At 46.0% G+C, this 21,577-nt stretch carries 18 protein-coding genes and 1 tRNA gene; 15 read left to right on the top strand and 4 right to left on the bottom strand.

Annotated features, from left to right (window positions below):
- Window positions 1-4 precede the first annotated feature (4 nt).
- The 9 genes from WKT13_RS08905 to WKT13_RS08865 are packed head-to-tail and all read left to right on the top strand — an operon-like array spanning window position 5 to window position 10,039.
- Entirely contained in the window at window positions 5-3,043 is a 3,039-nt protein-coding gene (locus tag WKT13_RS08905) for a hypothetical protein (RefSeq protein ID WP_340323607.1), read from the top strand.
- Window positions 3,044-3,045: 2 nt separating this feature from the next.
- Window positions 3,046-4,215, top strand: a complete 1,170-nt coding sequence (locus tag WKT13_RS08900) for a hypothetical protein (protein WP_298620973.1) — start codon at window positions 3,046-3,048, stop codon at window positions 4,213-4,215.
- Window positions 4,216-4,245: 30 nt separating this feature from the next.
- Window positions 4,246-4,443, top strand: coding sequence for a hypothetical protein (locus tag WKT13_RS08895; protein ID WP_298620975.1), 198 nt, complete (start codon window positions 4,246-4,248; stop codon window positions 4,441-4,443).
- Window position 4,444: 1 nt separating this feature from the next.
- Window positions 4,445-5,521, top strand: coding sequence for a hypothetical protein (locus WKT13_RS08890; RefSeq protein WP_340323606.1), 1,077 nt, complete (start codon window positions 4,445-4,447; stop codon window positions 5,519-5,521).
- 37 nt (window positions 5,522-5,558) lie between these two features.
- Window positions 5,559-8,417, top strand: a complete 2,859-nt coding sequence (locus WKT13_RS08885; RefSeq protein ID WP_340323605.1) for a hypothetical protein — start codon at window positions 5,559-5,561, stop codon at window positions 8,415-8,417.
- Complete coding sequence (locus WKT13_RS08880) at window positions 8,414-8,881, top strand: hypothetical protein (RefSeq protein WP_298620980.1); 468 nt, start codon at window positions 8,414-8,416, stop codon at window positions 8,879-8,881. The genes WKT13_RS08885 and WKT13_RS08880 overlap by 4 nt, the downstream gene beginning before the upstream one ends.
- Window positions 8,882-8,888: 7 nt before the next feature.
- Window positions 8,889-9,398 carry a hypothetical protein gene (locus tag WKT13_RS08875; RefSeq protein ID WP_298620981.1) on the top strand — a complete coding sequence of 170 codons (510 nt, stop codon included), beginning with the start codon at window positions 8,889-8,891 and terminating at the stop codon, window positions 9,396-9,398.
- Window positions 9,340-9,627: a hypothetical protein gene (locus WKT13_RS08870; protein WP_298620983.1), complete on the top strand. Its 288-nt coding sequence runs from the start codon at window positions 9,340-9,342 to the stop codon at window positions 9,625-9,627. The genes WKT13_RS08875 and WKT13_RS08870 overlap by 59 nt, the downstream gene beginning before the upstream one ends.
- Window positions 9,614-10,039, top strand: coding sequence for a lysozyme (locus WKT13_RS08865; RefSeq protein ID WP_340323604.1), 426 nt, complete (start codon window positions 9,614-9,616; stop codon window positions 10,037-10,039). The genes WKT13_RS08870 and WKT13_RS08865 overlap by 14 nt, the downstream gene beginning before the upstream one ends.
- A 457-nt stretch (window positions 10,040-10,496) precedes the next feature.
- Here the strand turns inward: WKT13_RS08865 and WKT13_RS08860 are convergent, their stop codons facing one another.
- Entirely contained in the window at window positions 10,497-11,597 is a 1,101-nt protein-coding gene (locus WKT13_RS08860; RefSeq protein ID WP_445323595.1) for a tyrosine-type recombinase/integrase, read from the bottom strand.
- Window positions 11,598-11,849: 252 nt separating this feature from the next.
- Window positions 11,850-11,923, bottom strand: a tRNA-Arg gene (locus tag WKT13_RS08855).
- 313 nt (window positions 11,924-12,236) lie between these two features.
- Here WKT13_RS08855 and asnA point away from each other — a divergent pair.
- Window positions 12,237-13,274: an aspartate--ammonia ligase gene (gene asnA, locus WKT13_RS08850; RefSeq protein WP_340323602.1), complete on the top strand. Its 1,038-nt coding sequence runs from the start codon at window positions 12,237-12,239 to the stop codon at window positions 13,272-13,274.
- Window positions 13,275-13,388: 114 nt separating this feature from the next.
- On the opposite strand, the gene WKT13_RS08845 is transcribed toward asnA, so the two are convergent.
- Entirely contained in the window at window positions 13,389-15,158 is a 1,770-nt protein-coding gene (locus WKT13_RS08845; protein WP_340323601.1) for a DNA polymerase III subunit gamma/tau, read from the bottom strand.
- Between the two features lie 1,037 nt (window positions 15,159-16,195).
- Complete coding sequence (locus WKT13_RS08840; protein ID WP_340323600.1) at window positions 16,196-17,560, bottom strand: DUF3472 domain-containing protein; 1,365 nt, start codon at window positions 17,558-17,560, stop codon at window positions 16,196-16,198.
- Between the two features lie 193 nt (window positions 17,561-17,753).
- Between WKT13_RS08840 and WKT13_RS08835 the strand changes: the two genes are divergently transcribed.
- The 5 genes from WKT13_RS08835 to WKT13_RS08815 all read left to right on the top strand — a co-directional run bounded on the left by WKT13_RS08835 (window position 17,754) and on the right by WKT13_RS08815 (window position 21,512).
- Entirely contained in the window at window positions 17,754-18,089 is a 336-nt protein-coding gene (locus WKT13_RS08835) for an FtsB family cell division protein (protein WP_298618535.1), read from the top strand.
- A complete protein-coding gene (locus WKT13_RS08830; RefSeq protein ID WP_298618534.1) occupies window positions 18,073-18,477 on the top strand; it encodes a hypothetical protein in 405 nt (134 codons plus the stop codon). The genes WKT13_RS08835 and WKT13_RS08830 overlap by 17 nt, the downstream gene beginning before the upstream one ends.
- Before the next feature lie 118 nt (window positions 18,478-18,595).
- Window positions 18,596-19,387: a DUF4369 domain-containing protein gene (locus WKT13_RS08825; protein ID WP_298618532.1), complete on the top strand. Its 792-nt coding sequence runs from the start codon at window positions 18,596-18,598 to the stop codon at window positions 19,385-19,387.
- The gene (locus WKT13_RS08820) at window positions 19,384-20,706 is read left to right on the top strand and encodes a dihydroorotase (protein WP_340323599.1); all 1,323 of its coding nucleotides are present in this window, start codon (window positions 19,384-19,386) and stop codon (window positions 20,704-20,706) included. The genes WKT13_RS08825 and WKT13_RS08820 overlap by 4 nt, the downstream gene beginning before the upstream one ends.
- Window positions 20,703-21,512 (top strand): vitamin B12 dependent-methionine synthase activation domain-containing protein, encoded by an 810-nt coding sequence (locus tag WKT13_RS08815; RefSeq protein ID WP_340323598.1) that lies wholly within the window; start codon window positions 20,703-20,705, stop codon window positions 21,510-21,512. Before WKT13_RS08820 ends, WKT13_RS08815 begins: the two co-directional genes overlap by 4 nt.
- Window positions 21,513-21,577: the final 65 nt, after the last annotated feature.

Here is a 21,577-nt window from a genome sequence, read left to right as displayed (position 1 = left end):
ATTTATGATCTTTGAAGATGTGAAAGAGATTGAAATCAAAGACATATCAGGCAAGCAAAGATTCTCTACTCTCATTAACAAAGGAGCAAAGGGAAAGTTTACACTTATGAAGGAAGATTACATCCTTCTACCTTTCTCAGTTTCTTCTCGTATTCCGTTTAAAATAGGCGATTATGTGGATTTATCTGGTATTTTGGATGATTCCCTGGGGGGGAAATTGTCGAAAATCTATGAGATTGTTGATCTTCAAAAGCCTACCTACAACACCTCAACCGGAGGATATGATTACGAATTAAGACTAGATGCCTACTATTGGAAGTGGAAGAACAAAATCTTTAAATACACTCCTGAACATGTCGGCAGCGAGGCGTCATGGTCTCTTACTGCTACACTTGATGTTCAATTAGGTGTATTCCTTCGTAACCTAAAATCATTAGGATATACTTATCGCGGAACTGATTTCATATTCAGCATAGATGGTACTGTTGAGAATAAGGTAGTGGCAATGACCTATGACAACATGAACCTGTTGGATGCTTTGTTTTCTATGGCCGGTGAAGATAAATGGAACTGTGATTGCTGGATAGTAGACAATGTAATACATTTCGGGCGTTGTGAGTTTGGAGATGCCATAAAAGTCGAGCGCGATATTGAGGCTTCGGATATTACTCGAAGCGAAAGTCAGGGCACTTATGCTACACGTATCTATGCGTTCGGTTCCACAAAAAATATCCCTACGAATTATCGACCGACTGATGAGCAGGCCGTGGTGAACGGTGTAGTCCAGAAAAGGCTTATGCTTCCGGATGACACTCCTTATATTGACGCATACGAAGGAATGGCGCAGGAAGAAGCCATTGAAGATGTTGTTATTTTTGATAATGTTTATCCCCGACGGGTAGGAATGCTCTCAGATGTACACACCCGTACCGAGGAGGTGGAGAATGAGGACGGTACCAAAGAGAATGTCACCTATTATCGTTATAAAGACACAGGGCTTACATTTAAGGAAGATTATATTATCGAAGGTCAGGAGCTTCAGATAACCTTCCAATCCGGTAAGCTTAATGGCATGGTATTCGGAGTAATTTTCAATCCTGAGCCGAAAGACGGGAATAGGGGCGAACAGCTTTGGGAGATAGTAAGGAATGAGGACTATGGCCGTCCCTTGCCGGATGATAAAATCTATCCAGCAAACGGTGACGAGTATGTCCTTTCGGGATTTGATATCCAACTTGTTTCAGACCAGTATATTCCGGAGGCAGAACAGGAACTGAAGGAGAAGGCACAGAGATATGCAGATAAGGTGAAGAAGGATGACGGTACATACCCGACAACATTAAGAAGTGACTGGGTACATGAAGACCCTGTTTCGCGCACGTTTGAGTTAGGACAGAGAATTAACCTCGTGGATGACACCTACTTTGAGAATGGACGTATCTCACGTGTATTGGGCTGGGAAATAAATCTTGATATACCTTGGGATTCTCCTGTCTATACAATAGGAGAAAGTATGCCTTATTCACGTATCGGTGAAATAGAAGATAAGATAGATTCTTTAACCTATAAAGGACAGACCTATACTGGTGGAGGTAATGGTGTGTATGTCATTAGGGTAAAAGACGCTACAATTCCTTCAGACAGTAATGTGTTTTCCGCATTGCGCTCACTGGTTACATTTCTGAGAAAAGATAAGTCTGATTCAACTTCTTATTTGCAAAGATTTCTTGGAGGTATAAACATTGGGGAATTTGTCGACTCAATGTTAGCAGGAAAAGGCACCGGTATTACGTCTGACGGGCGGATACAGACAAACAGGCTTGAAGTACGCGACTCAATGACTGTTCTGGACTTGATTATAAACCAGATACAGGGCATGGAATCAGATTATTCATTTTCCGAAACAGGCAGGATTACTAAGGTCGATTTCGTGGCGACGGCCACATACAAACTGTGGATTGATAAAAGGACGGATTACGACATTACGAAGTTTCAGGAGAACGATGTGTGCTTCTCGATAATAAACACTCTGCTGACGGGGGGAACAGATTACTACACAAGCTGGATGAGGGTATTGGCGGTGAATACGACTGACAACGCGATGACCGTGGTGATGTATTCAGACGAAGAAGTGCCTGGAGGCAGGAACTATGCTCCGTTGCCTGGTTACAATGTGACGAGGCGGGGTAACTCGGAACTGCCGGCAGACAGTGAGACAAACGAACGCTCTCAGAGTTGGCTTTTGTCTTCGAGTGAAGGACGTATAATGTTTCTGACTAATGTGTTCAAGCCGATACTTGAGGATTACAACTACGGTCTTGTCATCGGTAGGCTGCCGAAGACAAAGGCGTTGGAACAGATACCTGTCTCAGAGAATGACCTCGGTGTGATGGCCGATGTCATTATAGCACAACATTTCTATGAGTTCGACGGCAACGGCCGACTGGTAACTAAGACAGTTGACAGAGGTGAGTGGGACATGAGTGTGGCTATAAGTACAGAGCCTTACAGATACATGACCCATGTCAGTGAGAGCACAGGAACTGGTGAGAGCTATGCAATAGTGGAGCAACATACTGTATGGCATTACGGCTGTAAGTGGGGCTGCATATCTGACAAGACCCTGGATGAGCCGCGCTGGAATGCGAAGGGCTGGGTGATGTTGGAAGGTGATCCCAACTATTATGTGGAAATAGAGTCATCGGGCGGTTACGCGTTCCGCCGGAGCAATGTGGACACGGTTCTGACGGCTAGAGTGTATTATGGCAATATAGATATAACTTCCGATGTTGTGGCGACTGTAGGATATGACTGCGAATGGGCACGTGATACAGGAAAGCCCGGGGACGACAACGTATGGACCCCAGAATATGCAGGAGACGACAAAAACGCAGTACATGTAGATAATGGAGATGTCCACGGTATAGGAGCCGGTTTCGGAATAGACTATAAGGCCGTGACCTTTGTCTGTACGGTGACGATACCTGCAGGCGGAGAGAGTATGAAAACAAGAAAGATAACAGGACAGATTAAATTTGGATAAGTATGGCAATAAAGACACAGAGCCGAAGTATAGTGACGACGGTAGATCCGTTGTCGTTACATTACGGCATAAGCATACTGAGTGGAAATTCAGTACAGACATACAACAACGACACGAAAGAGTATGAACCTGACAGAAATCTCGTCCCCCTGATAGTCATGCCGTATGTGGAGGCCTACGATCCGGAAGACGTACAGAGCGGCGCGCAGACTCTTACCGGTGTGGAATGGTATGACGGAGTTCCGGCCGCCGATTATTCCAACAGAATAAAGGCGGATGGCAATTACGAGACAGGCACGGGTACTTCGGGATTCCCAACTGGTGCGCTGAAAGTGAAGAAGAACATTCCTGCAGACAAGCCCATGCAGTTGTTCTGTGTGGCAAACTTTGATGACAAGAGGACTGGACGCACCGTGAAGCTGGAGATGTGCATAAAGCTTTATACGATTGTATATGAAAGCAAGAACTATAAGGTGACGTTGGACTGTCCTGCCAGTTGGAAAATAAATCCTCTTGACGAGACAACATGGAAACATACCATCACAGCGCAGCTGTACAGTGGCAGTACGGCAGTGGATGACGCTCACGTAGCCTATTGGTGGAAGGTAAAAGAGGAGGAAGATGACGACTGGCGTGACATAACAACTGATGATGAAAACACATGGATAACCTGTAAGAATGAGGGCGTAACAGTGAGAACGCTCACATTTGACGCCCGTAAGATAAAGTCTGCCTCATTCAAGGTTACTGCGGCATACTATGAAGGTTCGCGTCCGTCAACAGCCACGGATGCATCCATAACGGATGAGACGACCGTGGATGTGTCGATGCCGCCCAGTCTGACAGTAGAGCAGATACAGACAAAGGGCGCCCGCATGAGCTACGATTTCTCCACGGAGGTAGGCTTCAAAGTATTGATCAGGACAAACCGTTCCACGGTGACAGATGAGCAGATGGACAGTCTCTTCAAAATACAATGGAAAGGTCAGAGCGCCGGAGGCTCTGAGGTTCCTTTGGGGAATGGCAGGGAGATAAGCTTCGTGCCAAAGAGCAAAGGTTTCGTCCCCTCAAAGACGCTGAAGGTATGGGCAGAGGTGTCGATGTATGCCTATTCGACCGTTAAGGCTGGCACAGGCGGGGCAGAACCTACGTTCACTCCCGTATATGAGTAAGGTAATATTAACATAAAAAGATACGAGGATATGTATATACTTGTGAAAAAAGAGAACGTGAAGAATGAGGAACTCTTAAAAATGTATCATGAGCAGATGCCTGACGGTAGACTGATACTCCCTATGTCAGACATGAAGATGTTAGGCAGCGTGGCCGAGTGCGAGATAGTGGCCACTGCATCAGAGTTGAAAGACAGAATGAGTGGAAACTTAAAAGAGAAGGAATAACATGGCACAGGAAGTACAGGCAGGACTGAAGCTGATAGCCGTAATGGACGGCACTTCAATAAACGGATATCTGAGAGTGGAGAACACTCCGCTTATACAGAGGTACAACGATGCGGGGGTGTTTACTCCAAACTATGAAACACTGGCAGAGAACTCTCGTCCGGCAGTAGTGCCGATACTGACAGATGTCTCGACCGGCTCACTGATGACGCCTAAATCGCTGACGTGGAAATATAATGGAATTACGCTGACCTTTGGTAGTAACAATCTTTCCACCAATTCAGGCATGGCCGGCGTATTCAAGAAAGTGACGAACTACAGTACCAATTACGGGAGCACGACAAAGACTGTGGAGGCGTTGAGGGTGATGAAAAACCTTGTACCTCTGTCTGGTTACGACAATGACCGCATAAGTGTGAGCGGTACGATAGAGACAGGTGGTAATGTCATCAGTTTCAACGAGATATCTACAGAGGTAATCATACAGAAAAGTACGGGAGGCACGTTTGACCTAGTGATGGGTGACGGAACGCTGACACAGGATACAAGAGAACTGACGATGGACGCATCATTGTGGAACGAAGGCAGTGAGGTGACCGATCTTTCGGGCTACAGTTTCGAGTGGAAGATTGTGAATGCCGACGGAACAGAGACCGGCCTGAAGAACGCAAGCACGGCACATACACAAAAAGTTACGGCAGATGACGTGGACTTCCAAGCCCGTATAAGGTGCACTTGTAAGAAAGGTTCGGACGTAGTGGCGACGGCCTTTGCAACAGTGACGGATCTCAGTGATCCCGTTTATGTGCAGTTCAATATTACCGGCATAGACGGTACGACTGTAAAGAGCGGGCAGACAGCTGTCGTGACTCCAGTCGCGACACGCAGAGACAGTGGCGAAACGGTGAGTATAGGCTCCTGGAACTGGCAGACTCAGGACAATACAGGCAAGGACTTTACCCTTACAGGTAAGAGTGCAGCTACTTTCACAGGAACAAACGCAAGCGTGACTTATACGGACATGGTGCGTGCAGGATACGGAATGAACATATATGTAAGTACGGACATAGCCCTTTAAGGGTTTTGTCATGACACAAACCAAAAAGGATCTGACTATGATAAGCAGTGCACTTACACTTATATCTTTCAAGGAACAGATAAGATATAGCATAAAATGTTCTACAGGCGAGACGATACCTACAGACAGTTCCGAAAAGCCATTGGGACAGGTCTTAATTACGTTCTGGAAGACGGATGAGGACAATAATATGAAACAGGAGAGAGCAAACTTCGTGACATCTGCGATAACGAGTCCCGACAGTACTCTGGGCTATATTGAGAGAGCCAGTTCTGTAGAAAGTATAGATGAAACCTCTGCACTTAAGGCCTTTGATGGGAAAGGAAAGATACTTACTGTGACCTGGTATGACAAGGAGAACGGCAACATCCTTGCCGTACAGTCCTATGGTATGGCGAAGCAAGGCGAATCCGGCGATAGCTATGAGTTCATATATAAACTCACGGATGTGAATATTGCACCGTCGGTACCAGATACCACATCTCAGACGGACGGATACGTACCGTCGGGATGGACCGGCGCACCAACAGGTGTGAGCATGGAATATCCATATGAGTGGGTGTGCTTCCGTCATAGAACATCCGGTGTGTGGGGTTGTTTCACTGGCTCGGCCTCCGACAAGACGAAAGCTGCGCTGTGGGCCAGTTACCAGAAAGGAATGAATGCCAACCTGCTGTTGCAGACAAGATTTGAGAATATGGCGGAGATGGATAAGTGGGAATATACTGACGGTGACATTACGGAGTCTGGCTATGCCGGATACAACGCTTTTGTCGGAACTGGTAATGTGCAGGCATCATATAAGGATATTCTCCGGCAGGTCATATACCGTAGTGCAACGGACAAAATAGTAGAGCCCGGGAAATGGTACACGTTGAGCTTCTATGCAAAGCAGACGGGTGGCGGAATCTCTATCCCTGTGAACGTCACATCCACCGCCTATGGCTTTGCTTTCAAAGACGTATATCTCAAGGCCGGCAATACGGTGACACTGACGGTGAGAGGTTATTGCAACGCGCAGGCACAGACTGAGAAAAGATATCTCAGAGTGTACCTGTTCAAGCAGACGGACAGTGGTTCATGGCTGGAAAACACTTTTGCCGATATAAAGACAACGTCTTCCTCCTCGGCAAGTATGATACTTAACGCGAAGACTGGCGGTGTGTATAAGATACAGGCATATGTATATCCCAACACGAGCAGTGGCAGCTCTACAACGGCGTCAGCGACAGTGGAATCATACACTCTTGATAGAGGTGGGGAGATTATGACTTTCATATATCCGGCGTTGACGGACAAAACAGCAGGTGGATATGTAGACGGTTCGCCTGTGAGCATGACCTCCGACGGAAATGTGACATGGAAACTGACGACGGAATGGCTGCGCCACACCTATACATTTAAGACAAAAACGAGTCTCTCCGGTGTGCAGAATGTTTTGTGGAGACTTACAGAAGGCAGCAATGATGCGTTTATCTGCATGCCGAAACTTGAGGAAGGGAAAACAGCCACAGCATATGTGCCTCATGATAGTGACAACAGACAGCCTGTATATACTTTAGCTCTGAGTACAGGTGACATGGTAATGTGTACTCCTAACGCAAAGTTGAAGACACAGACTCTTACTGTCAGTCTCAGAAAGGATGATACTCAGGTACCGATGTACAAGCCTAAAGTGAGTGTCCTTGATGATAAAGGGCAAGTGATATACAGCTACAGCAATACCGGCGATTCCGCGGTTACGAGCCAGGATATAGTGACTGCGTTTAATACTGCCGTAAACAGGGGCGTAGCTCCGCAGAGCATACAAGTGACTGCTCAGATTTCACAGTCTGCCACACCTGTTGTCAGTGGTACATTCTCAGTCGTATATGAAGCTCCCACACCATTCCTTAGAAAGGAAACGGTATGGACACGATCTTTGAAATTCAATAACGGAGATATAATTCTCATAGGTGGCAAAGTGGATGCCGGTAGTGTGTTCCGGTGGGCTTATCCTATAAGTGGAAATTCAACGATGCAGCCAGCCTCCGACATACAGAACAATCCAAGCACAACGAAATGGGTAGCACTTGACTACTTCAACATGATCGCAACTAATCTTCTTCTGGCAGAGGGTGCTAATATCGGTGCATGGTATATAAGCAATGGAAAGATTGTTTCAACATTGGACAGCACACAGAAGAACAAAATAGAACTGGATGCAGCAGGGAAAGTTATAAGGGTGACCTCGTCAGTATCGGGTGGAGATTTCTCTACAAACAGGAATCGTGGCTCATCTTTGAAAATAGACGCAGAGGAAGGCACTGTGATGGTTGATGCTGCGGATAACAGTAGCAAGACCAGCTATATGTCTCCTTCTGGGATTTTCGCTAACGGAGTAGAGACGCTTACACTTCCTTCGTCATCTGCAGGTCGTCAATGCGCATCGGTTGTAGCCGTTGGAGAAGGAGACAGCGACGATGATATATACAGTAAAGGAACGGACAACAATGCGGTTATCGGTGTTTATGGAAACGTAGGCAATAGCGGTACGGCACCGAGTTATGGAGGAATGTTTATGAATCTGCGTGTGCATGGATTTATGCCTGGAGTCACATACATAAGTCCATCGGCAACATCATATCATCTTACAGAAACGGCGACGATGGTGATGTGCGCCTCTACCAGCAGATGCCTCGTATATCTTCCGGCATCAACGCGTGATGGGCAGACTGTAGTTTTGGAGCAGTTGGGAACAGGTTCTATGCGTTTATATGCGAGCGGAGGTCAGAAACTGCGGACCGGAGCGACTGAGGCAAGCTACGTGGACGCATCTGCAGGTTATACGATAATAGCCGTTTTTATAAAAGGATTGGGAACGGAAACATGGTGTATAAATAAAATTAAACTATGAATCAATACGGATATATGGAAGGCGCGTATCTACGCTCAAGATACATAGAGCCGAAGGTAATAAAAGAGAAAGACGCGGATGGGAAAATACAGACCCGGACAGTCAGTGTAGATGAACAGGTGGCGGAACTTCCGTATGGCTGGAAGCGCGTTGATGCGATAGACGAAGCGTCGATGCAGACTGTAGAAGACTACATGTGCATCGTACCTGTTCCATATGATGCTGGAGATCACATCGCATATAAGTATGAAAAGCGTTTTGATGAGCAGAGAGTTCGTGAGGAGATAAATAGAGAAAAGAGCCTGCTTGCGGGTAGCGACTATAAGGTAATCAAATGTTATGAGGCTTCACTGACAGGAGGAAACCAACCTTACGATATCGTGGAATTACAAAGAGAAAGACAGGCTTTCCGGGATAGGATTAATAGGTTGGAATCTTTACTTACGGTAAACAACAAGGAGTAGTGTGCATATGGATGGAGTGGTCGAGATGATAGTTGCCTTCGCCGGGGCGTTCGGTGGGTTGAGTGCTTTGAAATTTCTCTTTTTCATGAAGCCGGAGAGTCGCAAGGCTAAGGCCGAGGCTGATATCAAAGAGATAGAGGCTGACGAGAAAGAGATGGGTGTGATGAAGAGTCTTGTGGAGAGCCTTAAGGCACGAATAGAACAGCAGGATGAGAAAATACGGGAGTTGAACGAGCGTGTGGACAAATTATACATCGAGAAGCATGAGCTGGAAAAAATAAACAACGAACTGACACGTGAGAATAACGAGTTGCGTCTTCAGTTGATGGAGGCGCGGCACAATTTGTGTGTACGGCCAGATGATGAGTGCTTGAAGAGAATACCGCCGCGTGACTATTTCCGGCATGTAAAGCATGCAGACCAAGAATATAACAGTTACCATACGAAAGGAGTACAGAATGAAAGTGACGGAGTACCTGAAGAAACTGATAGAGAGCAACACCGGTGTAAGCAGTAAGAGTTTCTTTCTCGTTGCGGTGACGCTGATAGGTTGCCTGCTATTGCTGATTGTAGGGTTCGTGCTGGTTGTAGAAGTTGTGAGAAACGGCACTATTCAAACAAATCTGAACGGCTTGGCAGCATTTGTAGGTAGTGTGGCCGGACTATTCGCTACAGCAGGGGTAACGAAGGCATGGAGTGAGAGAAAAGATGATAAGGACAAAAATAAAAAATATGAAATCAAGTGAAATTTTAATCCAAAAAATCAAGGAGTTTGAAGGGTTATGTCTTACTTCTTACAAAGACAGTGCAGGAGTATGGACTATAGGTTACGGACACACACATGGTGTGAAGTCTGGACAGAAAATAACAGAGAAACAGGCGGATTGTCTTCTGCGTGGAGATTTGCTGACAGCCGAGAACTATGTGAACGGGCTACAGATCAAATTGACACAGGGGCAGTTTGATGCGCTTACAGACTTCGTGTATAATCTTGGAGCAGGCAACCTTGCTGGATCTACGTTGTTGGCAAAGATAAGAGCAGGTGCTTCAGCGATGGAAATACAGACACAGTTTAGACGCTGGGTATATGCTGGTGGAAAGAGGCTTACTGGACTTGTTAAACGTAGGGAGTGGGAAGCGCAACGGTGGATACAATGAAATGTGTTTTGGGTGGAGTTCTTGTCTGTATCCTGGTAAGTTTGTTCGTAGGGTGCAAATCTATCAGATATATCCCGGTTGAGACTGTGACAACTGACAGTATTTATGTTGACCGATATTTACGTGACAGCATATACCAACGAGACAGCGTATTCGTCAACCAATGGATGGTTGGAGATACCGTATATCAGGATAAAGTTATTTGGAAGTACGTCTATCGTGACAAGGTTAGATATGATACGGTGTCCATATTGCGTTCAGATTCGGTTCGTGTGCCTTATCCAGTAGAACATAAGCTTACTAAATGGGAAGAAGTAAGGTTGACTGTCGGAGGATGGGCTATTGCTTTTATTATTATAGTTATTTTGATTGTAGTAGGTTGTTTGATTTACAAAATCAAAAAATGATATGAGCGGTCCTAAATGTCTGGAACTTTTATTTAGGACCGCCCATCAGTTCATTTGAATATATAATCAAGCAATCTGTTATTTGCTTCATTAATTTGGTTGAAATCCTCTTTTATGTATAGTTCTGTTACCTTCATGCTGTTGTCCGTATGATTTAGCATAAGGTTAATTGTATATCTGTCAATCTTGACATCGTTGGCAGCTATTGTGGCAAAACTGTGCCTTGCAGAATAGAATTGTAGATTTTCTATACCAAGTTCCTCGCCAATTTGTTTTAAGCCAATATTAATCGAACGATTCAAATCAGACATTGAAGCAAACCGTTCATGAAAATTAAAAATTCTGTTTTTACCTCTGTATTTTTGGAATAACGGCTGTATTATGGGATTTACTCTTACGATAATTTTTGCATTGTCGCTTCTTCTGTCTTTTGTTTTCCGGCGATAATATGTGATGTAGTCGTCGGCATAACCTTCACCCTTTTCCTGGCCGGCAGAGTATAAATCTGCAGAGTTCATTCCCATTAGGCAAAAAGACAGCATGAAGCAGTCCTTTGCAAGGTCACGCCTGCATGTAAATCCTTTGTTGGTCTTTTCCAGATATGGTAAATCAAATATTGCTTTTATTTGTTCTACTGTTAATGCTCGCTTTTCTGCAACATTTTGTTTTGGAGCGTGGAATTTCCTTAAAGAATGTTTTATGCGGATAATATCAGTTTCCTCATCATTATAAAAGTCTCTAGCGTCATTAAATATTTTGACTATAGAATTTGTGTATAATGACTGTGCACGTGGACGATCTGCGAGGCTTCCTGCAAATTCCCTCATTTTCAGTGTTGTTATTTCCGAGAAAAAAATATTCTCTTTTCCAAAAAAGCGTTTAAAGGCATTGATTGCAGTCTTGTAATTTTTTAACCCTTTTATATTTGAGTCAGCAAGCCATTTGTCTGCATACTCAGTAAAACTAAGCATATCTTGATCATCTTTTGAACTTAATATGTCAACTATTCTATCTATGTCTATATCATTAAATTCAAGATTCAATGAGTTTGCACGACTCCTATACATCCTTATCAGGTCTTCACATCTATCTAATATTTGTTGGTTTTTTATTTTTGCGGAGGTAGTTATGTCTTTCTTGTAAACAGACATTGATGTCTGTATATAACGATTTTTACGTTGATAGGTTAAACGGATGAATACGGTCCATGTCTTGTCCTGTCTCATCCGGTCTTTAAATATTATAGGTTTAAATGTTATCATAGCTGTTAAAACATTGCTAAAACAAAATTACTCTACTTTTGAATTTTAGAGGTACTTTTAAAAATGATATGATTGTGTTCCTATTATTAAAAAATAAGCGAAACCCTTTATATATAAAGGACTTCGCTTATTTTCCCATTGTGATCCCGTTGGGATTCAAACCCAAGACCTTCAGAACCGGAATCTGACGCTCTATTCAGCTAAGCTACGGGACCTCCCTTTTGATTGCTGCAAATTTATATAAAAAAAATGATACGCACAAATAATACCCTGTTTTTGTTGGACGGTATAGATTATGCTGAGCTGTGTCTGAAATACTGTTACGGCATGGCCGTTTTGTGAAGCATGGAGGATTGTGAGACTTGTGCAGCATGTGCGAGTGGACATATGTGCGGTCTGATATCGTCGCATACTGATACTTAAAGGTTGGTATTGTGTCTTTTTGTAAATTATTTTCTGTTATTTTCTTTCCATTTTTCAATTATTATTATTTATCTTTGCAACCATTAATGTTAAAAATGACAATATATGAGCAAATTGATAAAACCTGAGGGATATAAGGCACTGCTCGACATGAAACGCACGGAGCAAGGAATAAAACTTATAAAGGACTTTTTCCAAGAGAATCTTTCCACAGAGCTTCGTCTCAGTCGTGTCACTGCGCCGCTCTTTGTCCTGAAGGGTCTCGGAATAAACGACGACCTGAACGGGGTGGAACGCCCTGTGACCTTTCATATAAAAGACCTGGCTGAGGCTGAGGCCGAGGTGGTTCATTCGCTGGCAAAGTGGAAACGTCTCACTCTGGCCGAATATGGCATAGAGCCGGGATATGGTGTTTACACAGACATGAACGCCATACGTGCCGACGAAGAATTGGACAACCTTCATTCGCTGTATGTGGACCAGTGGGACTGGGAGGCTGTGATAACCGCAGAACAGCGCAATGTGGATTTTCTGAAAAATGTGGTGGAGCGCATATATTCGGCCATACGTCGCACGGAGTATCTTACGTGTGAGACTTATCCTGAACTGAAACCTTTCCTGCCGGAGAAAATACACTTCATACACAGTGAGGATCTGCTGGAGATGTATCCGGACTTGTCGCCGAAAGAACGCGAGGACGAGATATGCAGAAAGTATGGCGCGGTGTTCCTCATAGGCATTGGCGGAAAACTGTCTAACGGCGAGAAGCACGACGGACGTGCGCCCGACTACGACGACTGGTCAACGCCGACGGACGACAGAAGGGCAGGACTGAATGGCGACATACTGATATGGTATCCGTTGCTCGGACGTTCGTTTGAACTGTCGTCAATGGGAATAAGAGTGGACAAGGAGGCTTTGCTCCGCCAGCTTGCGCTCGAGGGCAAGGAAGACAGGACACAGCTGTACTTCCACCGTCAGCTGCTTGACGGAAAGTTGCCGCTGAGCATTGGTGGCGGTATAGGACAGAGCCGTCTGTGCATGCTGCTGTTGCATAAGGCACACATAGGAGAGATACAGGCAAGTATCTGGCCGGAGGATATGCGCAGAGAATGTCGTGAGGCGGGTATGCCGCTCATTTAGTGGAAAATGGAATGCAGGACGGAGCGTCCGTCCGGTGTGTATGATATGAAAAATGAAGCAGGACCGTGCGTGTAGAGCGCCGGTCCTGCTTCTTTTTATTGTGTGAACGGTGGGTCAGGCAAGTTCGAGATTGAGCATCTCGCACATCTTGTCGATTACCGGATTCTTCTTTTTCATCTCCTCAAACAGTTCTTCACGTGTGAGCATAGGTCCTATTTCTTCGGCCTTTGCCAGTTTGAGTTCTATCTGTATGTTGCCGTTGTGAAGTGCTTTTGCCAGTGTGGCGCGTATTCGTCCGCGTATCTCGTTCACCTGGTCGAGCAGATTCTGGTTGTCGACCGTCAGTTCGATGTTGGGGTGTTGGGTGATGCGCGGAGTCATGTTGCGCATTCGTGAGGCGAGACCTATCATCTTCGGAGGCATACGGTTGCACATAGAGAGCCACTGCAGTTCGAGGAAGTCCTGGTCGAACTCCTCGTTCTCGTCTTTGTTTGTTATCTCCGGCTCCTTCACGGCTTTCTTTTCACTCTCCGCCTTTTTTATTCCGGCAAACGTTATGCCGATGCTGTCGAGCTTCAGTTTTTTCATGGCCGGACGTGGATTTGCGGCCGGTTCCACTGCCGGTTCGCTTACAGTGGCAGCGGGCTCGGCTGTATGTTCGGTCTTATAACTGAGCTTCTTCCCGGCCACGGCCACCTGCGGAGCCGCTTTAGGTCGGGACATGACAATGTTCTTGAACAGGGATTTCAGTCGTTTGGGGCTACGCCCCGCGCCCGGTGTCTCGTCGTCCGGCTGTGTGATCTGTGCCACCTGTATGAGTGTGAGTTCCACGAGCAGGCGTTTGTTGCTGCTCTGTCGGTAGTTGATGTCGCACTCGTTCATTATCTTCAATGCCTTGTACAGGAACTTCACGGGACATTTTGCTGCCTGTTCAACGTATTTCTGACGCTGTTTTTCGCTCACTTCGAGTAGTGTGACGGTCTGCGGATCTTTGGCCATAAGCACGTTGCGTACGTGTGCGGCCAGACCGGTGATGAGGTTGCCGCCGTCGAATCCCTTGGCTATTATGGAATTGAGAAGCAGCATTATGTCTGTCACCTTGTTCTCGAAGGCAAGGTCGGTGATGCGGAAATAGTTGTCGGAGTCGAGCTCGTTGAGGTCCTCTATTATTTTCTGATACGTGATGTTGCCCTGGCTGTAGCTTGCTGCCTGGTCGAATATGGACAGTGCGTCGCGCATACCTCCGTCCGCTTTCTCGGCTATGAGTGCGAGGGCTTCCTCCTCATATGCTATGCCTTCCTTCTCGGCCACCATTTTCAGATGGTCGATGGTGTTCTGAATGGTCATCCGCTCGAAGTCGTATATCTGACAGCGCGAGATGATGGTGGGTAGTATCTTGTGCTTTTCGGTTGTGGCAAGGATGAATATCACGTGTGCCGGCGGTTCCTCGAGAGTCTTCAGAAAAGCGTTGAACGCAGCGGTGGACAGCATGTGCACCTCGTCGATGATGAACACCTTGTAGCGTCCCACCTGCGGCGGTATGCGCGTCTGGTCCATGAGCGACTTGATGTTCTCCACCGAGTTGTTGCTCGCTGCGTCGAGTTCGAAGATGTTGTATGACCTCTGTTCGTTGAAGGCGCGGCAACTCTCACACTCGTTGCAAGCCTCTCCGTCGGCGGTGGGGTGCATGCAGTTGATCGCCTTTGCGAAGATGCGGGCGCATGTTGTCTTGCCAACGCCTCTCGGACCGCAAAACAAATAGGCGTGTGCCAGCTTACCGCTCTTGACCGCATTTTTCAATGTCGTGGTGAGAGCAGACTGTCCCACTACCGAATCGAACGTGGCCGGCCTGTATTTTCTGGCCGAAACGATATATTCTTCCATACGGTTCGTGAAAATATTTTGTTTGTTTTTGTATGTCGGATTTTTACTCTCTGTCGATTATTACATGCAAAGATAGTGAAAGGTGAGCGCAATAGCAAATGAAAAAACATGGTTTTTTCTAAATTTGATATTGCCGAACCGCCTCCTGTCTTATCCAAAGACAGTGAAAGGTGAGCGCAACAGCAGATCATCTTATTCCGAATAAGCGTTGTCGCAAGGCTGCTGAAAGTAAAACCGTAAGGGGCTCTTCCGTGCCATGATTTTTCGTCTGAGTTTTCTGTTCTACCCCAAAAAATTAGCGAGTATTTGCGGTCAGACTCACCTTCGGACGCAAATACGCGAAAAATAAGAGCATTACGCAAGTTGTTGAACATCAATAACTTATATTTAATAACCATTTTTCCGTACTGCAATAAGCACTGTTTCGGCACGTGATATTGCCCGTTTCAGGGCATGAAACGCGCAATATTGCACTCTAAAACAGGCGAAACCACAGGCTCAAATGGGCATAATCGGAATGTCAGACGAATCATTCCGCACTGCACAGCAGGGTACATGGTAATGTGGTGCGGACTGAAATGGCCTTTGTAATGCTTGATTTAACATTCGTTCACATCTCTTTTGCGATTTTATTTTGTCAAAAAAAAGTCAAGAAAATCCGTAAGTCCGTCGTCTGAGTTTTCATAAAAAACATTGATATTAGGTGTAAGTAAAAACACTGAAAATGTGTGCCGTGCTTGCGTTGTGGATTTTCCGATTGTGGCAACATGAATTCTTTATTGCGTGTAGACATGCCGGTTATGCATCATATCATCCGCCTTGCCGTGAAGTTTTGCGCTATCCTGTGATGTTTCATGAATAAAAATCTCTCCCCGCTGAATTTCTTGAGAGCTCGAACTTATAAAACAAATGGTGAAAGAGGAGTGCAGTAGGAAATGAAGAAACACGGTTTGTCCGGCACCGGATGCTGCCGGACGGTATTTGTGTTATGCGGAATATGTGTATGAGATTGTGGAAAACGGGTATGCGCTCTGTTCTTACGGTTGCGCTGTATCCGTCTTGTTGCTGTCAGCAGCCATCCTTTCAAGTGCCTCGAAATCTATTTCCGGCGGATTGTCATCGGATGTTTCTATTGTGAAACGGCTGCCGTATCCGGTGCTCTCGTTGAAGAAACCGCAATTCTGTAGCATGAAAGCGTTGTCGCATACTCCGCCTTTCTTGTCGGTGCGCAAGCCGGACTGGCCTGTGCCGTCGCATGTGAACGTGGCGTTTTCTATTCTGTGCCAGTTGCCCTGTCTGTCGCGTGTCCACTGGTTTCTGAACATAACCTTTCTTGTGAAAATGCTTGTTTCCGGGACGAAGCACTCGAGAAAGGAGTGGGCTCCTTTATAATATGTGTCTGTGGCAGGGCGCAGCATACGTGACAGAAGATGCCATTTGCCGTATTCGTCGCCGAAGTATCCGGTGTATATTGTGTTGCCGTTGTTGTCGGGCTGCACCTTTACGAGTGTGCGGTATGTCTTGCCGGCTTTCCAGGGATAGTGCATGAAGCTCTGTTTGCCGGAGCCTTCGTTGCCGAAGTTCTGCGCAGTCACGCCGTCGCCTTTGCTGAGAACCTTCACATGAAGTGAGTCGGGGATGGAGTCGGGATTGTCTGTTGAGTAAGGGCTCCATACGGAAAAGAGCACCATGTTGGCGTTGTTGCCCTTGTCGTCTTTGATAGACTGTATGCCCATGTAGCCTTCGCCGAATCCTGTTGTCATGAAATATGTGCCGTGTATGTCGTTTCCTTTCGGAACGACTACCTCGTTGTAGAAATACTCTATGTCTTCATTCGGCATTTCATACATCATGTGCACCGAAGGCCCTCTGCGTGCCCAATAGCATTCGCCGGTCTTTTCGGCCGGCACAAAATGGTTTTCGCCGGCAACGGCATCGCCGCTTGCGGTGAATTCCGATATGTTTCCGAAGGTTTCGCCTGAACGCTCTATGCCCTGGATATTTATCTTCACATATCCCGCAACGTCCGAGCGGAATGTGCCGACTGTGTAATACTGTTCTTTTCCTCCGGCTATTTCCACATTGTATTTCTTTCTTCCTGATGAGAAGCGCAGCGTGGAACGGTCGTTCGCCTTGCCGGCTGTGGCTTTGACAGAAAGCGTGAAGTCGCCGGCCCGGCCGGTTCTGAAGTAGAGGCTTATTGTCGTCTTGCTGTCATTCCATTCCGCTATTCTGCCGTCGTAGGTGTTGATGGTCTTTGCCGCTCCGGTCGTGAAGTTCCTGTCGTTGCATGCTGTAACGTAGGTGTTGCCCTGCTGTGGAATTGTTATTTTCGGTGTGCTTTGGGCGTAAATACATGTTGTGAGAAACAGGGAAAAGAGTGTTGCGCAGTATTTTTTCATTCGTTTCAGGCTGTTGTTATAGGATTATGGTTGCGTGGGGTACCCAGAAAGCCATTCTTTGTGAAGTGATGGCATGATATAGGTATGCCGTGTGTATCAGGCATAATCATTTTATGCAAAGTTATGGTTTTTTTTCATCAGAACATGTCGAAAATGATTTTTTTTAGTTAAGTTTGCATCCAAATAATCATTAATGAAACGTTTAGTACCAATAATCAATCTCATCGGACACTACAAATATGTCATTACGATAGTAGTGGGAGTGTTGGTCGTGGGCTTTCTTGACGAAAACAGTTTCGTCAGGAGAGTGCAGCTCGAATTGCAGATAAGCGATATGAAAGCGGAAATCGAGAAATATCGTTCAATATACGAGGCTGACTCAAAACAGCTCAGAGAACTGAGAACTAATCCGGAGGCTTTTGAGAAGATAGCACGCGAGCGTTATTTCATGAAAGCCGACGATGAGGACATTTATGTACTGAGCGATGACCAGAAACCAGAAACAGAAAACGATGAAACAGTTGAGTAAGACTCAGAATATAATATTCCTTGTCGGAGGAGTGCTTATGGTGATCGGCGCAGGATGCTTTGCCTTTATGTGGCAGCAGGAAGTGGTGTGCTGGATATATCTTGTAGGTGCGGTCATGTTTGCCACAATGCAGATGATGCAGACCTATGAAGGCAATAATCCTACGGTGAAAAGACTGAAGAAAATCATGACGACGGCAGACATATTCTTCGTTTTGTCCGGCATACTCATGATTGATAATGCATACCGATTCATGCAGCAGGTCTTCACAAACTATATAACATATTTCCAGTATGTGTTCAACAAGTGGGTGCTGTTGCTTCTTGTTGCCGCAGTGCTTGAGATATACACCATGCACCGTATCTCATCCGAGTTGTCTAAGGAGTGACATTTTGCTAAAAAAAACTATAAAAGACAACCTTTTTAAATTAAATAGAGTAAAAAAAAGCTTGAACTTCAATAATACATATTATCTTTGATACCGCAGATGTTAAAACGCTGATCCTATGAACAAATTGATATCTTACTTTTTATCTATTGTATTTTTATCTTCTTGTGCGAATACGTATAATATCCAGGGCACATCGAATGTATCGACACTTGACGGCCGGATGCTTTACCTTAAAGTCTTGAAGGACAACGAATTCAAAAGTCTTGACTCATGCGATGTAGTGCACGGTCAGTTCCGGTTCAATGGAACATTCGATTCTGTGTGCATGGCAAACATATTCATGGATGACGAAAGCGTGTTGCCGCTTGTGCTCGAAGACGGAAATATAACAATAAAACTCAATACAACACAGCAGACGGTCAGCGGAACACCTCTCAATGACGAGCTTTTCAAATTCTTCAGCAAGTATAATCAGCTCAACAACCAGAAGGCAGAACTGCTCCATACGCACGACAGAGCGATAATGGATGGCAAGAACATGGATGAGGTCAACGCAAAACTGATGGTTGAGGCTCAGAAACTATCAATGCAGGAAGACAAACTCATCACTACGTTTGTCACCGAGAATTTCAACAATGTCCTCGGCCCGGGCGTGTTCTTCATGGTAACTGCCGGTCAGCGTTATCCGGAACTGACACCGTGGATAGAAGATATCATGAGCAAGGCAACCGATAAATTCAAGAACGACGCATATGTGAAGGATTATTATCGCAAGGCTCAGGAGAATCAGGCAATAATGAACGGAATGAAAGATGCGCCTGAAGCCGAGACAGCTGTGCCTGAAACTGCTGCGCCGGACGCAGCTCCGACACCAAACGAACTGGCTAAACCGGTTGAAGAAAAATGAAAACACTGATATATGGCGGCACCATCGTGAACGAAGGCCGTGTCCTAGAAGGATCACTGGTAATTGAAAACGATGTCATAGCCGAAATAAAAGAAGGAACCGAAATACCCTGTGGCAACTACGACAAGAAGGTGGATGCCACAGGGCTTCTTGTCTTGCCTGGCGTGATAGACAGCCATGTTCATTTCCGTGAACCAGGTCTTACGTCGAAAGCTGACATCGAATCGGAAAGTAAGGCTGCGGCTTTCGGAGGGGTTACGACATTCTTTGACATGCCGAACACCGTGCCCCAGACTACATCGTTGGAGGCTCTTGACGAGAAGTTTAGAATAGCAAAGGAGAAGAGTCACGTGAATTACAGCTTCTTCTTCGGTGCTACCAACAACAATGCTGACGAGATAGAGAAACTGGACAGACACATTGTTCCGGGTGTGAAACTGTTTATGGGAGCCAGCACCGGCAATATGCTTGTCGACAAGGACGACTCTTTGCGCAAGATATTCAGCACGGCCACGATGCCGGTAATGGTGCATTGTGAGGACACGAACATCATAAATGCCAACATGGCTGAGGCAAAGGCGCGCTACGGCAATGATCCAGATGTGACGTATCATCCGCTCATACGAAGTGAGGAGGCATGCTATAAATCGTCGTCTCACGCCGTTGAGCTGGCACGTACTTACGGCACCCGCCTGCATGTAGCCCATGTCAGTACGGCGAAGGAGCTCGGACTGTTCGGTCACGACGACAATATCACCGCCGAGGCAGTCATTGCCCATTTGTTCTTCAGTGATGAGGATTATGCCCGTCTGGGCACAAGGATAAAGTGCAATCCGGCAGTAAAGACCGCGCACGACCGCAGTGAGTTGCGTAAGGCGCTTTCGTCCGGAATCATATCTACCGTGGGTACTGACCATGCTCCGCATCTTCTTAAAGATAAAGAAGGCGGATGTGCACGTGCCGCATCGGGCATGCCGATGATTCAGTTCTCGCTTGTCACGATGCTTGAGCTTGTGGATGAGGGCGTGCTTACCATGGAACGTCTTGTCGAACTGATGTGTCATAATCCGGCACGAATATTTGAAGTGAGAGACAGAGGATTCCTGCGCAAGGGATATAAAGCCGATATTGTGCTTGTCGGCCGTGATCGTCAATGGACTGTTACAGATGATATCATCCGCAGCAAGTGTGGTTGGAGTCCGATGGAAGGCCACAGATACGACTGGCGTGTAGTGAAGACTATATGTAATGGCCGCATGATATATGACGATGGAAAGTTTGATGAAGGCAGCCGTGGCGAACAGGTGATGTTCAGATGATAACCGTATTGAAATACAAGATAAGCGAGATAGAACCGTACATCAACTGGATTTATTTCTATCATGCATGGGGATTGTCCGGCAAGCCAGAAAGCGAGAAAGCCAAGCTGAGGGCTGATGCCGAAACGATGTTGGCCGAGTTTGAGAGCCGCTATCATACACATGCCGTCTTCGGACTGTTTCCTGCCAACAGCGATGGTGACGATATAATCATAGACGGAGTGCGTGTGCCGTTTCTGCGTCAGCAGATTATGAAGACAGACGGTAGTCCAAATCTTTGCATGGCCGACTTCATACGTCCGTTGTCGTCAGGAAAAACCGACCGCATAGGTGTCTTTGCGACAACTGTTGACGCTGGCATGGAAAAGGATTACAGTGATGATGACTATCTGAAAATGATGTCGCAGACACTGGCCGATAGGCTTGCCGAGGCTACAGCAGAAAAGATGCACGAAGAGGTGAGACGCCATTACTGGGGCTATGCGGCGCAGGAACAGTTGTCCATTCCCGAAATGCTGAATGTAGGCTATTGCGGCATACGTCCTGCGGTGGGTTATCCTTCCATGCCGGACATAAGCATAAACTTCATTCTGTCGGAACTTGTAGGCATGCCTAAAATAGGAATACGCCTCACCGAAAGTGGTGCCATGCAGCCTCATGCTTCTGTTTCGGGGCTGATGCTTGCCCATCCCAAAGCCACCTATTTTGATGTAGGACAGATAGGTGAGGACCAACTGGAAGATTATGCGTCGCGTCGTGGCATACCGGTTAAGATGATGCGCCGTTTTCTTTCTGCCAGTCTGTGAAATATAAACAATGTTGACCATATAAAAATCATGTCATAGTGATAGCGAGGATATATATTTTTATT

It is taken from the genome of Prevotella sp. HCN-7019, assembly GCF_037890215.1.
GTDB lineage: Bacteria > Bacteroidota > Bacteroidia > Bacteroidales > Bacteroidaceae > Prevotella.
Note: the sequence above shows the minus strand (reverse complement) of the source record. Positions and strands in the feature narration are given on the sequence as shown.